The 16,020-nt window shown below is 57.8% G+C and carries 11 protein-coding genes and 2 riboswitches; of the genes, 5 read left to right on the top strand and 6 right to left on the bottom strand.

Annotation, left to right across the window (positions count from 1 at the left end; all coding sequences use genetic code 11):
• Positions 1-318 precede the first annotated feature (318 nt).
• On the bottom strand, positions 319-1,026 hold the full coding sequence (locus LQT98_RS12410) for a hypothetical protein (protein WP_231462596.1): 708 nt from the start codon (positions 1,024-1,026) through the stop codon (positions 319-321).
• A 627-nt stretch (positions 1,027-1,653) separates the two neighbouring features.
• Between LQT98_RS12410 and LQT98_RS12405 the strand changes: the two genes are divergently transcribed.
• From LQT98_RS12405 to LQT98_RS12390, 4 genes are all read left to right on the top strand, one after another.
• Positions 1,654-4,149: a DUF3141 domain-containing protein gene (locus tag LQT98_RS12405; protein WP_231462595.1), complete on the top strand. Its 2,496-nt coding sequence runs from the start codon at positions 1,654-1,656 to the stop codon at positions 4,147-4,149.
• A 135-nt stretch (positions 4,150-4,284) separates the two neighbouring features.
• Positions 4,285-4,371, top strand: a riboswitch (glycine riboswitch).
• A gap of 2 nt (positions 4,372-4,373) precedes the next feature.
• A riboswitch (glycine riboswitch) is annotated at positions 4,374-4,584 on the top strand.
• Between the two features lie 200 nt (positions 4,585-4,784).
• Positions 4,785-5,519, top strand: coding sequence for a trimeric intracellular cation channel family protein (locus tag LQT98_RS12400; protein ID WP_231462594.1), 735 nt, complete (start codon positions 4,785-4,787; stop codon positions 5,517-5,519).
• A gap of 143 nt (positions 5,520-5,662) precedes the next feature.
• Entirely contained in the window at positions 5,663-6,508 is an 846-nt protein-coding gene (locus LQT98_RS12395) for an aminoglycoside 6-adenylyltransferase (RefSeq protein ID WP_231462593.1), read from the top strand.
• A 350-nt stretch (positions 6,509-6,858) separates the two neighbouring features.
• Entirely contained in the window at positions 6,859-7,029 is a 171-nt protein-coding gene (locus LQT98_RS12390) for a hypothetical protein (RefSeq protein WP_231462592.1), read from the top strand.
• A 57-nt stretch (positions 7,030-7,086) separates the two neighbouring features.
• Here LQT98_RS12390 and LQT98_RS12385 read toward each other — a convergent pair whose 3' ends face one another.
• Complete coding sequence (locus LQT98_RS12385; protein WP_231462591.1) at positions 7,087-7,398, bottom strand: hypothetical protein; 312 nt, start codon at positions 7,396-7,398, stop codon at positions 7,087-7,089.
• 376 nt (positions 7,399-7,774) lie between these two features.
• Here LQT98_RS12385 and LQT98_RS12380 point away from each other — a divergent pair, with 376 nt between their 5' ends.
• Positions 7,775-8,212, top strand: coding sequence for a hypothetical protein (locus tag LQT98_RS12380; RefSeq protein ID WP_231462589.1), 438 nt, complete (start codon positions 7,775-7,777; stop codon positions 8,210-8,212).
• Positions 8,213-8,400: 188 nt separating this feature from the next.
• On the opposite strand, the gene rdrB is transcribed toward LQT98_RS12380, so the two are convergent.
• The 4 genes from rdrB to LQT98_RS12360 all read right to left on the bottom strand — a co-directional run bounded on the left by rdrB (position 8,401) and on the right by LQT98_RS12360 (position 15,825).
• Positions 8,401-11,172, bottom strand: a complete 2,772-nt coding sequence (gene rdrB, locus LQT98_RS12375; RefSeq protein ID WP_231462587.1) for an antiviral RADAR system adenosine deaminase RdrB — start codon at positions 11,170-11,172, stop codon at positions 8,401-8,403.
• Positions 11,172-13,709 (bottom strand): antiviral RADAR system adenosine triphosphatase RdrA, encoded by a 2,538-nt coding sequence (rdrA, locus tag LQT98_RS12370; protein WP_231462585.1) that lies wholly within the window; start codon positions 13,707-13,709, stop codon positions 11,172-11,174. The genes rdrB and rdrA overlap by 1 nt, the downstream gene beginning before the upstream one ends.
• Before the next feature lie 473 nt (positions 13,710-14,182).
• Positions 14,183-15,091 (bottom strand): DUF2974 domain-containing protein, encoded by a 909-nt coding sequence (locus LQT98_RS12365; RefSeq protein WP_231462583.1) that lies wholly within the window; start codon positions 15,089-15,091, stop codon positions 14,183-14,185.
• Between the two features lie 257 nt (positions 15,092-15,348).
• The gene (locus LQT98_RS12360; protein ID WP_231462582.1) at positions 15,349-15,825 is read right to left on the bottom strand and encodes an FKBP-type peptidyl-prolyl cis-trans isomerase; all 477 of its coding nucleotides are present in this window, start codon (positions 15,823-15,825) and stop codon (positions 15,349-15,351) included.
• Positions 15,826-16,020: the final 195 nt, after the last annotated feature.

Here is a 16,020-nt window from a genome sequence, read left to right as displayed (position 1 = left end):
GCGGTTGCAGTTCCAAATCATCGTCAGCTCTCAGGCCATCGTTGTCCAAACCGATGCTCCGCCCCATTCTCAGCTAAAGCCTCTCAGCATAGCCGCAGAATAGAGCGCGCCGATGACTCGAAAGTCGTAGTAAACACTGAACACACCACACACTTCAGCCTGAATTAAAGCGTACAACAAGGACCGTAAGCCCCCGTCTAGCGATTGGCTCCAGCGATTCAACACCTGATTATTCTACAATCGAGAATACAGCCACACCTCAATTACCCCGCCCGACACCCATCAAAAGGCCCTGCATTGTTTTTCTAGACTGCTTATTTATTTGATCGGTTCGACCAAAGCCATCAACCACTCTAAATTGTAAGTCTGCTGCGGGCTATTGCCGACCTCATCCCACACCGCAATGGTGTAATATTTTTTGGAGCTAACCCAAGTCAACTCTGAAACCTTTTTACCGGAAGGCGATTTCTTAACAACAAATCGAGCCGGCACATTCTGAACTTTAAGATTCATGAGTTCTTTAACCGCCATCACCCCTCCTCCATCCGCAACGAAATCCCATTCGTGCAAAACAATCAAGGTGCCGTCCGGACGTCTGAATATTCGATCAAAACTGCTCCATGGCCCACGCAAACTAGGCCCTTGGGGCACTACCCCCTCAAAACGATAATCATTCAACTTACTAGCGCCAATGTCAGCAAGCTTGGACTTGGCATTGCCCGATGCTTCTTGCAAGGTTCTCAATCTATTTTGGTAGGTCGTTGCATATAAAATAGCTTCATCCGAAATTTTCTCATAAACTGCCACCTCACCAGTTGCCGATCGATTTTTTACATCTCGCCTTAGATCCTCCTCTGAATTTTTCTTGAGCGCCGCCGGCAATTCATCAATAGAGATAACCGTCAGCCTTCCTGGCTCCAAGCCTGACACCGGGCTAAAAGCAGCACTCTCGCTTGCATGGCTCAAAGTCGCCTCACTCCCAAACAGTATCAATCCAGCCAAAACCGCCTTAAAATTAATTAACATCTCAATCACCCCTTAAAAACAAGAGAAATTACCTCACACCCCACTCCCAGCCATTCCCACCATTCACTCTCACATTAACATCATGAATCCATGATCCATTTCAACAATACGAAGATGTGCAACAGGTGTGCGCGGAAATCTTCAGCAACAAATACAAGCGGCTTTAGAGCCGCTGACAACACCTCACAAATAATCTGAACCAAAACGCACCGACACAGGCAGTACCAGTAATACGGCAAGGAGGCGCTACGCAGGATCCCGGATTTTGTTAGCGGGTCATAGAGCCTGTTCAAAGTCACGCGAGCTAGAGCAAGACAAGGCGAAAACGGCTGAAGAAGCGGAATGTACACGTGGTACATGAGCATTTCGAAAGTGTTTTCGACGCCCATTTCTATCCATCCTGCCGACGCGCAGCAGACTTAATGAACAGGTTCTACAGTCTCTAGCATTCTTCGCCTGGTTTTCCCACTCGTCGCAGCCAACTGGCCTCAACCGACAGCCAGGCCTGTTGCAAACAACCGACGCTAGACGCCTCCGCGCGCCGGGCTCCGACCACTAGCTATTGCAATGCAACAAAAGCCAGGTAGAGTAGGCAGCTATCCGTCATACCAAGCAAAGAGGTGCCGTATGTGGTCGCAAACAGCCGTCTGGTCAAAACTCCTCTCCTCCAACCCCGTCGCCAGCTACTGGCGCGACGCCTGGGAGCGTTCCATCCTCTACTGGGACGTGCAGCATGACCGCGGCGCCGACTACCTGCGGCACGTGCAAAGCGGCAAACCGCCGGTACTGGTGTTCGACTACAAAATCATCCTGGACGGCCGCACCCTGCCGGACCCGGCCAACTACGCGCTCACCGCCATCCTGCCGCCGGCCGGCTGCCCGGCCACCAATCCGGCGCTGCGCCCCTTCGTGGTGATAGACCCGCGCGCCGGCCATGGCCCCGGCATCGGCGGCTTCAAGATGGACAGCGAAATCGGCATCGCGCTGCAGCAGGGCCACCCCTGCTACTTCATCATGTTCTTCCCGCAACCGGTGCCCAGCCAGACCATAGAAAGCGTCAGCCGCGCCGAATACGTCTTCCTCAGCAAGGTCAACGAACTGCACCCGGACAGCGACGGCAAGCCCTTCGTCATCGGCAACTGCCAGGGCGGCTGGGCGCTGGCCATGCTCGCCTCCGCCGCGCCGGAACTGTTCGGCCCCATCCTGCTGGCCGGCACCCCACTGTCCTACTGGGCCGGCGTGGCCGGCAAAAACCCGATGCGCTACTCCGGCGGCATGCTGGGCGGCACCTGGACCGCCTCGCTGGCCGGCGATCTGGGCAACGGCAAGTTCGACGGCGCCCATCTGGTCAACAACTTCGAAAAACTGGACCCGGCCAACACCCTGTGGAAGAAGCCCTACAATCTGTACGCCAAGGTGGACACCGAACGCGAACGCTACCTGGGCTTCGAACGCTGGTGGGGCGGCCACTACCTGCTGAACAAGCAGGAGATGGAATGGATCTCCCAGCAACTGTTCGTGGGCAACCACCTGGTGGAAGGCAAGATCGTCAGCAGCGACCAACACCGCGTGGACATGCGCAACATCCGCTCCCCCATCATCGTGTTCGCCTCCTGGGGCGACAACATCACCCCGCCGCAACAAGCGCTGAACTGGATACCGGACCTGTACGCCAGCGCCGACGACATCCGCGACAACGAACAAACCATCATCTACTGCCTGCACAACAAAGTGGGCCACCTGGGCATCTTCGTCTCCGCCGGCATCGCCAACCGCGAACACAGCGAATTCGCCAGCGCGCTGGACCTGATCGACGTGCTGGCCCCCGGCCTCTACGAAGCCGTCATTGAGGACGTGGCACCCAACACCCCCGGCCAGGAATACATCCAGGGCCGCTACATCATCCGTTTCGAAGCGCGCGAAGTGGCCGACATCCTGGCGCTGGACGACGGCCGCGAAGACGAGCGCGCCTTCGAAGTGGTGCGCCGCGTCTCCGAAATCAACCAAGGCCTCTACGACCGCTTCGTCTCCCCCGCGCTGCAAACCCTCAGCAACGAAGCCAGCGCCCAATTGCTGCGCCAGCTCAACCCGGCGCGGCTGGAGCGCACGCTGATCTCCCCGCTCAACCCCTGGCTAAGCTGGCTCAAGCCCGCCGCCGAGCATATCCGCGCCCATCGCCAGCCGGTGAGCGCGGACAACCCGCTGTGGCAGTTGCAGGAGCAGTGGTCCGGCTGGATGGAGCAAGGCCTCAACCACTACCGCGACCTGCGCGACGCCGCCACCGAACACTGCTTCAAGGCCGTGTACGAATCGCCGTGGCTCGCCTCCGTCGTGGGCGTCCAGCCCGCGCGCGAAACCCGCGCCGCCCGCTGTGACAGCTGGGACAAACAGGAACGCCTGCAGCTCAAGCGCCAAGTGCTGGACCCCGCTTACGAAAGCGGCACCCTGGCCGATGGCTTCGTGCGCCTGCTCATCTACGTGGCGATTGGCCGCGGCATTATAGACGAGCGCCCGTTCAACGCCATCCGCCGCATCATGCGCGACATCCGCCATGAATACCCGATGACCCTGATGCAGCTGAAAGACATCGCCCGCAAGCAAGTCTTCCTGGTGCGGCTGGACGAAGCCCGCGCGCTGGCCGGCCTGCCCAAGCTGCTGCCGCAAGAACACCTGCGCCGTCAGGCCTGGCAACTGGCGCGCGAACTGCTGGCGCTCAGCGGCGACATCCTCCCGGAACAACAACAACGGCTGGACCAAGTGGCCCACATGCTGCAACTGGACGTCCACGCCCCGGCGCCGGCCATCCTGCCGCCCGCCGAGCCCCCTGTGGCAACAGCCGCGGCCGCTCCGGCCCCTGCCCCCACTCCCACTGCCAAGGCCAGCGCGCCCGCCAAGAAAGCCGCCGCGCCACGCAAGGCAGCCGTCAAAGCGCCAGCCAAACCCACGGCCAAGACCGACACCGCCGCCAAACCCGCTCCGGCGGCCAAGCCCGCGGTCAGCAAAGCCGCGGCTGGTAAGCCCGCCACGGTCAAAACCGCCAAAGCGCCCGCCGCCAAAACCCCGGCCACACGCAAACCCGCCGCCGGCAACGGCGCCAGCAAACCCAAAACACCGGGCAACTGAGCACCGCCAAGCGTCCAAATGCCCGGACGGTTAACGCCGTCCGGGCATTTTTCATCCCGATGGCGCACTGCAACATTTTTGCTGCCGCCCATCGGTACAGTCGTTGACTGAACAATACAGCAAACGCTAATATCCTTATCTGCTGCGGGAGAGAGGGGCTAACGCCCCCGCCGAAGACGCAAACTCCCATAATCGCTCAGGCAACAGTACCGCAGCCCATGGATATCAGCCGATTGGAGAGAGGCCCTAAGCGCCCGTTCATCATCTGCTACGCTTCAGCGACAGCGCGTCAAAACCGCTTGGCTTCGCTGCCTGCTCGCCAGATTACGTGACCGGCCCTTAGCCGCCCACCGAAGGGGCAAGTGACATCCGGCAAGGCCCGCACACAGGCCGCGCCCGTCATCTAACTCTCAGGTAAAAGGACAAGGGGAGAGGCAATGTCGGCAGCGTCGCGCCCAAGCGCGGCCCGTCGGCCATGCTCAGAACGTGCTCACGATCTCGCGAGCAAGGACGAGACAAGGCGAAAACAGCTGAGAAAGCGGAATGTACAAGTGGTACATGAGCATTTCGAAGATGTTTTCAACGCCGTATCGTCGCAGCGCAGCAGATCGTGCACCAGCTCTCAAGGAAAACCCGTGTTCGAAACTCTTGCCCAGGCTGTGCGCCACCTGGCATGGCCCGCCCATTGCCAACCTCTTTTCCCACCCGGCTTCGCCGCGCATCTCGGCGCCAGCCTGTTTGACCACTGCGACTACATGCTTACCCTGATCTACCTGATCGCCATCACCGCGGAAGCGATGACTGGCGCGCTCGCGGCCGGCCGCCGCAATATGGACATCTTCGGCGTTACCGTCATCGCCTTCCTCACCGCCCTGGGCGGCGGCACCGTGCGCGACATCGTGCTGGGCCGCTACCCGATAGGCTGGACCCAGCACCCGGAATACGTCGGCCTGGTGATTGCCGGCGGCCTGGCCGCCGTGCTGGTGGCCCGCTATATGAAACGCCTGAGCCGCGTGTTCCTGGTGCTGGACGCGCTGGGCCTGATCGCCTTCACCATCATAGGCTGCGGCGTGGCCCAATCCATGGGCTACCACCCGGTGGTGGTGGTGATGGCCGGCATGATCACCGGCATTGCCGGCGGCATCCTGCGCGACGTGCTGTGCAACCGCGTGCCGGTGGTGTTCCGCCAGGAACTGTACGCCAGCGTCTCCTTCGCCGTGGCCCTGCTCTACCTGGGCCTGATCAAACTGGGCGTGCCGCATGATCTCAACGTGCTGGCCAGCTTCGCCGTCGGCCTCACCATCCGCCTGGCCGCCATCTGGCGCGAATGGCGGCTGCCGGTGTTCATGTACCGGCACGATCTGCATTAAAAGCGGCTAACAAAAATCACAAGGCGCGCCGACGCGACTCAGCAGGGTTTGTTCTTCTCGCCAAGCAAGCCAAACCGGCATGCCGGAACTTCCCGACCCGGTGGCGGCCTACCCAAACCCTTCACCCGCTGAAAGCGCCCCGCATGTCGAGCTTTGCCCCGCAAAACCAGCGCTTGGACAGCGCCATCGCCTGGGCGCACAGCCGCCCGGACGTGGACGCGCTGATCCTCACCGGCTCCTTTGCCCGCGATGACGGCAGCGCCGACATCCATTCCGATCTGGACCTGGAAATCATCGGCCCGAACCCGGAGGCGCTGGCCGCGGACGACAGTTGGCTGCGCGACATCGGCCCCCTGCTCACCGTGCTGCGCCTGGGCGAAGGCCAAGCCTGGCCCACCCGCCTGGCCATCTACGGCGACGGCGTCAAAATCGACTTCACCCTGGCCGGCCCCGCCCGGCTGCAAGCCATGCGCGAGCATGGGCTGGACCCGCTGTACCAGCGCGGCTACCGCGTGCTGCTGGACAAAACCGGCGCGGCCCAAGGCCTGCCCGCGCCACAAGGCCGCCCCGCCGCGCCGGCCCTGCCCACGGCGGAAGTATTCCGCGAGCGGGTGGAAGAGTTCTGGTTCGAAGCCTTTCACATCCCCACATACCTGGCGCGCGGCGAGCTGTTCGTCGTCAAATTTCGGGACTGGACCATGAAGGAACTGCTGCTGGAAATGCTGGAATGGCACGCCCACAGCCGCCCCGACGCGGCGGCGGACTGCTGGCATATCGGCACCCGGCTGCAACACTGGGCCGAGCCGGAACACTGGCAAGCGCTGCATCAGGTATTTGGCCGCTTCGACGCCGCCGACGCCGAACGCGCCTTCCACGCCACGCTGCGGCTATACAGCCAAGTGGCACGGGAAGTGGCCGCCCGCGCCGGCTTCGACTACCCAGCAGCGGTGGAAGCCGGCATCCGCGACTTGATCCGCGCACCTGTGTAAACCCACGCTCCCGCGACGCCCCCCGCCCACGCGCAGCGCCAGGCGGCGGATTTTCCCTGGGCTTGACCTTTGGTCATGGTTAGATAGAATCCTCTATCTTTCAGGCGTTCGCTTCCGTCCGCCGTTCTTCAGTCCAGCCACGCACCTCCTCGCAGCGGAAGCGCGCCAGCCAAGCCATACAGCCAAGCGCCGCGTCCCCCGCGGCCAGATACTTTGTCAGGAACAAGATGCGTATCCATGCCCTTCTACTGCCGCTAGCGCTATACAGCGCGGCGGTCTCCGCGGACTCATTCTCCCCCTCTCACCCGGCGTTCAAGCAAATCCACCAATCCATAACGGACAGTTTGCGCATGCAGCAACAACTGATGCGGATGCCAAGCCCGCCCGATATGTTCAAGAGAGAGAACAAAGAGGCATCGTCGCCTCAGCACGAGGCGGAGGAGGTTGAGCGCCGGCAGGCTGAGCCGGTGATGACGCCGCAACAGCAGCCACGCCCTGATGAGCAGGCGAACAGCGATTAAATCGATGACCTTTTCGACATCGCCCGCGCCGGCGCGCAGCAGACATTGAACGGGCTCTTACAACGGGGCGATTTCGCTGACTTCATGCTGAAACACATAAGGATCGGACAACAGCTCAAACTGCTCATCGTCCGGGTAAGTGACGGCGATATGGTAGTTGTCGCCGGCAAACGCCTTGACCGCCTCCAGATCCACCCAGTAAGTGGCCAAAAAGAAATGCGTCCACTCCCCCTGCTCTTCCTGACGGACAAAAGCCCCCAGGTTGCCGGCAATGCTTCTGGAGTGCTGGACGCCGGTCTGTTCCAAATGTTCGGCAAACCCCGCCTCATGCCGCCGCGGCACACAGCCATGCCATGTTCTGACAATCATGTTCAAGCTCCGTCTGAGATGGAACTATCGATTCTAGCCCGCCGCCGCCAACACCCCCAGCCGGCTTGTTCCGCTCCACATGCCGGCTGAAACGCGACCACCGCGCCTTGACCCTGCCCGCATAGTCGGCAACAATCCCCGCGTGCCGCAAAACACGGCACCGAGATTGGCATCTCGAAACGCCTCACGACCCAAGCATGCGCGTCAACGCGCATGCTTGCGCTTTGCCATGCTTTAACGGCAGGTGCATGGTGGGAGAGCGCTACGCGCTCGCCGGGGTTCGTGAGGCTCGGTAATGCCAATCCCATCACGCGCCTGCCAAATCCTCTATCGGATAGGCAGCTTGTTAATCTTGTTTCATCGCAGGAGTAACGACATGCCGCAATCCCTCTTCCCGCGCCGACGGCGCTACCGTACCCCGGCCCTGCAAAGCCAGGAAATCCTACTACCCTTCGTCATCCGCCTACCCGGACGCACCTACCCCTACTACTGGCACATGCCGCCCACGCCATCCAGCCGCGCCGAAGCCTACGCCTATGGCCGGGAATGCGCCGCCCACCTGCTGCAATGGTTCAAGGACAACCCGGCCTATGTGAGCCAAGGCCTGCTCAGCCGCATCGCCCGCGACATCGACTTCAGCCTCACCGAGCAGAGCGGCTACTGGCTGGGCTTCTTCAACCATCTGGAGCGGCTGATCTCGCTCAGCGCACAGCGGATGAATGTCTACGCCTACACCGACCATCAGCACCGGATGATGGACGCGCAGGTGGAGCGCTCCTTGCTGGAGCGACGGGTGTTGAAGAAGAGTAAGTAAAGGGAGACCCCCGGCGAGAGCCGGGGGTTTGGTGTTATGGGGGGCGGGGGTCGTCGGCTGGAACGGACAGTCACAGCCAGTTCCACGATGTCTGCTTTTGTATCAACTGCCGCCGTTAAGTCATCTAGAGAATCGGGGGCCGCTCTGCTTTACAAACCGTACGTCATTTCACGACAATTATTTCCCCCTCAAGCCGGCTCGAACACTGGCAAATGATTGCGATGAAACTGCTCGATACCGTACTGGCGCAAGGTCTCCAGCCAGTGTTCGGCCACGGTGCGGCCAACCTTGCGTTCAAGCGCGGCCTCGCGCAGTAGCAAGAACTCGGTGCGTAGCGTGGTCGGCATGATGCCGGGGTCATCAGTGTTCACCAGTACACGCACCGGACCTCGGCGCAGACCATAAAGGTTGGCCGCAGCACCGTGTGCCAGCGCTGACTCGTCAGGCGGATACCAGCGGAAAATCGGATGTTCGGCGTGCGATTTCAGCCGCGCGATATAGACATTGGACGTCGGATTCGCCTCGATAATCAACCCCAGCTTGTCATACTCGGTCAACAGCCAGTCTTGCAACGCATGCATGAAATCCAGCTCGGCCGGAGTATCCACATCCTCCAACAAGCCCTCATCACGCTTGCGGCCAATCTTCGGGTGAAACCCGCCGTGCGCCGCCGCCTCGTCCCCCATGCGCACGATCACCAGCTGTTCCAGATGCTTGCGTTTTTCCCTGTCCAGCTGCACTTGCGCGCTAGCCTGGTCGCAGGCGATTTCATCTGCCCGTCGCCAATCATGCCGTGCCTTATACAGTTGACTCGCCGGCGTGCGGCTCTCGCTCAGCTCTTCATAATCAGGCAAGGCGCACAGCTCTTTTGAATCAACCGGCCAGGCCCCACTCAAAGACCGCAGGCGGAAATGGCAATTGCGCCGCAAGCGCCAGGCCTGATACAGATCGTCCGCCGTCGCGTGGTGTAAAGGCGAAGCTTCGAAACCGGCAGCCTGACTCACACTCGCCCCTTTTTCATCATGGCCGACGTCATCGTCTGCCATCAAATCCGGCACCTGCCACCAGCGCGACAAGCGCCAAAAACGCGCAATGCGCCGCTCAAATATGGGCAATACCTGCTGCGCCTGCGGTAGCACTCCGCTCAGCACACTGGCGTGATGCCACAGCCACACCAGATTATCCAGATGCTCGTCAAGCGGCAACATCATCCCACCCTGCCGTGCCACCCACTGTTTCGGCTCGATACCCAACGCCAGCGCATGCCCCAGCCGGTCACCCTCGCGCATCTCGCAAAACCGTACCGTCTCGTCGATATGGCGCATGCCAGATGCTGGGTGGGCATAATCCTCGCCGGAGTGAATGCTCAGGTGAAACCCCGTGCTGGCACGCTCGCCATCCGGCAGTGACTTGAAGCCACTGCGCAGCCAACGCAACACCGGCGCAAACCACTCTATTTTCAGTGCGTTCTCATCACCCGCTACATCCAGGCCACGAAACCATCGGGCCGGCTGGAAATGGAAATGCGAGTTCAGCTTGCCGCCCAGAAACTCCGGCGCATTCCATCCGGATGTACCTTGCAAATCACGCATCAGCGTTTCAGCCTCTTGCCACAGCTTCTTGCTATCCGGCTTGGGACTCATATTTTGCTGGTGCGGTGTAGAACGCGAAAAATGGCCACAGAATTGCCAGCGTTCCAGTGCCTGCATACTGGCCAAGGTCTTGCCATCCAATGGGATTTCATGCTCGCCAAAAATATAGGGCGGAGATGGCAATTTCAGCTTGGTTTTTTCCACCAGTACTTTTGCAATTTTTTTCGCAAATTTCTTTTCAAATGCAGATGGCGACGCCTTGATTTCGGCCACATCATTCATCCCTGCCAAAATGCGCCCAACCTTATCAATAGGCTTTCCACCTCGAACGAAAGCCGATTGAAAATAGCGCTCAACAAAGCGTGTTAGCCCTTGCCCTTCCATAATAAGACTGCGACGCAATTGGTTTACAGTTTGCCAGAAACATAAAATGGCCATGCGCTGGTACGCACTAGTGCCATATTCACGATAACGACGACAAAGAAAGATATACAACCAGAGCCAGCGATTTGAATCATTCCCCTTCATAAATCGGGAAAATTCGCCCAGAAGCCAATCAGCGCTACCAACATTGGCCTCACGTTGGCCATCTATTAACAAAGACCAATCTGGCCAGTGAGCGGCATTATTCATCGGTTCAAAAAAAGACGAGGAAGCGTTCGTCCAATCTTGCCTTTGATCCATCAGCATAACTAACAAACGACGGGCACGTTGCAACAACGGTAGCAAAATATGGCACTGCTCTTGATGCCATTCAGTAGGATGCTCCGGTGACTTAAACAATAACTTACCATCGTCAGGAAAGAGCTTGGCATCGAGTATGGCACTATCCGCCGAGACCCCCCCCCAATGCACATGTCCCTCGGCAAACGGCAGTGCGGGATTGCCGGGCGGCGCGAAGAAAGCGGTCTGGGCGGATACCACGCGTCGGATGTCATGCTCGTCAGGGCGTGGAATTTCCCTCATCCAGCCTGCCAAATGCCAACCTGCCAGCAGCGTCGGGTCCAGCCCCACAGCCAGGCGCACATAAGCCTGCACCTCGCCCTCGCGATAGCACAGTAAATCGCCATTGCGCTGCAATAACCGCTGCTGAAGCTCCTCCAACCACGGCAGGTCTGGTGTCAGCAGCAAATCACCATCGAGGATGCGTCCCATCAGCTGACGCACATCAGTTAGCCGGTGTTCACGCGGATAACGCACCTCCACGCCCTCCACCACCAAATGGTAGAAATGTTCTTGCAGCCGGTGCCAACGATCAGACTCCAACGCTTCAGCAGGCTGCAGCAAGTTCTGCCACAGCCATGTGGCCAACCTTTCATCGCCGAAAAAACACTCGGCGGCATGTTCTGTCAGGGTGCGCTGGAGCATTATTTTATCTCAGGGAACTTCCGCTCAATTTCCCACTTTATATTAAAGACGGTATCTTCATTTCGGGAATTACTATAACTCCTCTGCATCTCTTTGATAAGATCCCTCCCTTCAGATGCAGAACATCCTTCGAGTGCGGCACGAATTACATTAGGCATCAAACGCGTGGAAGGAGCCAGGTTGAATTTTGAAATAAACCACTCCCTCGCAGTTTTCGGCATATTTTTATTTAATTCTCTTACCAAAGTGGCATCTACATCACTTTTTTTATTATCTGCAATGGGCCACTCCAATACAATCAAGCTATCAACCCATTTTTTCAGCGGATGCTCTGCCATCACATAACTAACTACACGCATACTATTTCCATCTTTTGAGGCATCCAAGAATGGTTTTACGTTTACATTAAACTGATCATTTCCCTTGTAATTCTTTAGCCTTTCCGGATTAATGTTTGTAGTTGCTATCACATTAGGCAATTCAAATAGCTCACCCTTTTCAAAGCTACCAAATGCAAACCAGGTCGCGTAGAAAGTATGGGCCACCATATTCAGCGCTCTGCCTATATCTCTCATACCTTTTGGCACCTTTTCACTACTCGCCACCTGGCTGTAAACCTTATTAAACACCTTGTAAACCAACCAAGGAGAGAGGTCGATCTGATCAACATTATGAGCAGCACGCCATGCATTAATTTCTTCACATAGTTCGAGAATCAATTCGCTTGAATCATGACCCTCGTCAAAGTCAGCGTCTGAAGCATCATCTTCGCCAGCACTGGCATCAATCAATATTGTTTTGGTAGGTGCCAACGCTGCAGCAGAAAAGAAAGGAGCCCTACCCAGAATGGCATGAACATCTTCAACTGATAGCGACCCAGCAATACTAGCAATAAGCAATTCAAAAATCCGGCCAATATTCAGCAGCATGGTTTGCTTGGCATTGGTGTAGAAGTTATGCTGCACCAGCAAGGCAATCAGAAAACTCGCCTTATTTTTTTTATTATCATCCAGACCACCAATTTCAAGCTGCTGGATTTTTTTTGCGTACCCCCACCCCTTGCTTGAGTTCACCCCTATTTCCGCTACAGGATATGGCAGGATGGTTTTTTGTGACTTGATGCCGGCCAGCCATTCTTCAGGCAAACGTTCAGCCAATAATGTCGGCCATATCGAAAGATCGTCCACCTTATCGAATAGCTCAAAGCTGGCCGCAGCATGCGCCAGCGGTTGGAACAAGGGTGTGTCAAGAAAACTGCGCCGCCGCGCTGAGGAGTGAACGTCAGACCAGTTTTGCCAATACAGTTTGGCAAGCAACACCAGATATGCGGCACCGGCCTTTGGCTCAAAGCAAAAGTAGCCCGCCAGATTCTGAGCAAACTGGTTTCTTTTATACCTCGCAGCTTTATCCAAAGGCACCGACGGCATTTGCCAGTTGTATTGCACCTCCAGTTCTTCCTTGGACTCACGAACTGCCACCGGCAATTCTGAAATGAAACCACTGAAATGTCTGACTAGTTGGGACAAAGCACGAATAGATGGTATCGGCAATAGCAAACGGCTGCCTTCCAGCCCATTTACTGGCCCAGCCAGAAAAATCTCTAGCCAGGCAATGAAGTTGCGCAGGGGCATCAGCTCAGCGTGTCCATCACGTAAATAAATATCGACCTGCTGCCAATAGCTACTGACTTCCGGCATGGTCAGTCGGCGCGGAAATGGTAAGATTTTGCGCTGATATTCTGCAGCCAACTCTACTGCTCTTTCGTAAGCCTCCTCACGGCGATAGCTGGAGTCCTCAATCAGACGGCCATGAAAATCACGCCAGGTCACTTCGTCATAGAGGCTACGGTCACCACAAACGATGGGGAGCACATAAGGTGTGGCCAGATAGCGACGCACGATTTCGAGGTTTTCAAAGGCACGATTGAGCGCGGTATCAACGTCGTCAATCGGCAAAACCAGCAGCTTTTTGCCAAGCAGTTCCAATACATTTCGGAAGAAATCTTGCACACAGTCGGCCAACTGCTTGTTGCTGTACATGGCTCGCACCTTGTCCATGCCATGCCAGTCTTTTTGCGTTTCGACCGATTCCAGCGACTGAGCGAGTTTCTCCAGCGTCTGGTTCAGGCTACGGGCTTTGCCCGGATCTTTTTTTTGCGCCTCTTTGATATCTCTGTCATGCAGCACGGCCGCGACGATGATGTGCAGGAATAGAGAGTCGCCATCTTCCAGCAGGGTCGGATCTACCGGGTCGAGGATATGCACATCCTTCAATACGTCCCGGTCTTTCAGATAGCTTTTCAGGTTGACCAGCACGGCGGTCTTGCCGGTGCCACGCGCGCCATCTATCGAGATGGCATTGTGTTCACGCAGTTCATTCAGCGTTTTATTTTTGGCCGCTTCCACCTTTTTTACGGCATCGATGATCATTTGTGCCAGCGGTTCGTACACTTCGTCGCGTGGCAATAGGGTGTTGGCATCGGGCAATACGGCACTTTCGCCGGCGTTCAGGGGGATGTATCGCTTGTTCTGACTCATGATCGGCACCAGGCTATCGACTAGCAGATTTCTATAGGGCAAAGTTGGTGCTGATCTTATCACAACAAATACAAATGGCATTTATTATGCCAAGTGCACCCTTTACCCTTGGCGAGATCTGAGTTCTTGATAGGTCGGAAGCCTAAATAACTTGACGGAAGTAGCTAGTGATCAATACCAATGGTCAGCCTCCTAGCAGAACCCGCCACTTTCTTTGTTCGGACCACTGACAGCTCTGGCCAATTTCGCGACTCCGAGCAACTGCTACTAGGTTTACCCCCGCAACTTCGGCCCACCAAACAAGCACCAGCAATAGCGAAACAGGGCGGATCAAGCAAAAGCAGGCCCTGCTAGCAGGGCCTCCAACAAGCGCTTCCGTAAGGATTGAGGGAGTGAAACAGGCTGCAATAAGCATTGGAGCAAGGCGGAACGTTACCTCCAATGTCTCGCCCTACCCCCTCACAACAACACCCTCACTCCCGCTTAAACCGCTCCAACATCTCCCGCCACAGCTCTTGGTACACCGGATTGCTGGCGCCTTCGCCATGTCCGGGATTATTGGCATTGGGCCGGCGGATCGGCTTGTCCAGCGCGAACTGGTGGTCTGGCGGGATGCGCATCGCGTTGTAGGAAAGGCGAATGAGCTCGGCAAAGCGTTCCTGCACGTGATAGGTGCCGAATAGCCTGTCCGGCGGCGTGGCGCCGGGGGAGGAATACCAGGCGGCGATGCGCTGGTTGGCGCGCATGTCCCAGCCGCCGGAAAAGTCGATCACACCTCGGACGGCCACGCGCTTGGCGATATAGGCGGCCATGCCGCCGCCTTGGGATTGGCCGGCCAGCACGATCTTGCTCCAGTTCATGGCTTGCTGGTTCAGGTATTGCTCCCAATGGCCTTGCGGGTCGGTCTTGGACAGGTAGCGCAGCAGGGCGGCCAGCCGATAAACAATGGCGTCCTTGGGCTGGTCCTGGATCAGCGTGGTGGTGTTTTCTCCAAAGGCGCGCTTACGGCGCAGTTGCTCCGCGCAGTCAGGCTTGCTTGTCAGCACCGGCCGGGTGCAGACCTGGGAAACGGCCGGGGTATCGATATAGGACAGGATGATGAAGCGGTAACCCTGGGCCAGCGCGGTGTCGATGAAGGCCTGTTCGCCCACCACGGTGCGAGTGGTTTCGCCGCCGGTTCCGGGCAGGAAAACCAGCAGCGGTGCCTGTCCGCCCTTCTCCGCTGAGAAAACAATGTGCGGCCCGCTGTTCTTCACGATCCCGCCATCGGTGTCCGCCGGGGGCACATCCTTGCGGACAACGTCCGCCCATGCCGCCGTGGCGATGCTGAGCAGCAGCGCCGCCGCAACCAGCTTGCAAATCCTATCGGCCAAGACTGTCATTGCATTCCTCACATCTTATTAAATGAGTGGATTGAATTGCCCCGACTACCTGGACTTGCATGAGCCCTTGGCTAGTTTGCTCAGACTCTACTCGCGATGCCCGGTGCGCGAAAGCGCGGCGAGCAAGCATGGCCACCGCGTCGAAATCACGAAGCGCGGTTTGCCTTCAGCCCGCCGCCAAGCCTTGGGCGATGGGATGCAGGCAAAACAAAACCCTCCCGGCTGGGGAGGGTTTGGCGTGTATCGGGCGGGTGGTATCAGTGCTGATGCCCGTGCTCGCCATGCACATGCTGGTGAGCAATTTCCTCTGCGGTTGCCGCGCGCACGTCGACAACTTTGACCACGAAACGCAGGGCTTTGCCGCACAGCGGGTGGTTGCCGTCCAGCAAGACGGTGGGGCCTTTGATCTTGGTGACGAAGTAGTAGCGCGGTTCGCCATCCGGGCCGAAGCGCTGGATCTGTCCGCCTACCTTGATGCCGGGCGGGAAGTCGGCCTTGGGCATGGTGGTGACCAGAGCTTCGTCGCGCGCGCCGAAGGTGTCTTCGGTCGCCAGTTCCAGCGTGGTTTGAAAGCCGGCTTCCTGGCCTTCAAGCGCGGCTTCCAGCTTGGCGAACAGGTTGTCGTAATCGCCATGCAGGTAGGAGACGGGCTTTTTGCCATCGTCGTAAACCAGGCCCTGGCTGTCGGTGACTTTCATGCGCAGGGTGACGGCGGTGTTGGCGGTGATTTTCATGGCGGGCAATAGCAAAAAAATGGAAGCCGGAAGGTTGGCAGTTCAGTGGCGGGGTGTCAACTGAATCGCCCCGCGTTTGTTTGGTGCGTCTGGGCTTGGAGCCGCCGCCGCGACCGGAAACGGTTTCAAGGGAGACGGTTTCAACGCTGTATTGCCGCAGCGCGGCAGACTATGAACAGGCTCTAAGAACCTGTT

This window comes from Chromobacterium aquaticum (genome assembly GCF_021129195.1).
In the GTDB taxonomy this organism is placed as follows: domain Bacteria; phylum Pseudomonadota; class Gammaproteobacteria; order Burkholderiales; family Chromobacteriaceae; genus Chromobacterium; species Chromobacterium aquaticum.
Note: the sequence above shows the minus strand (reverse complement) of the source record. Positions and strands in the feature narration are given on the sequence as shown.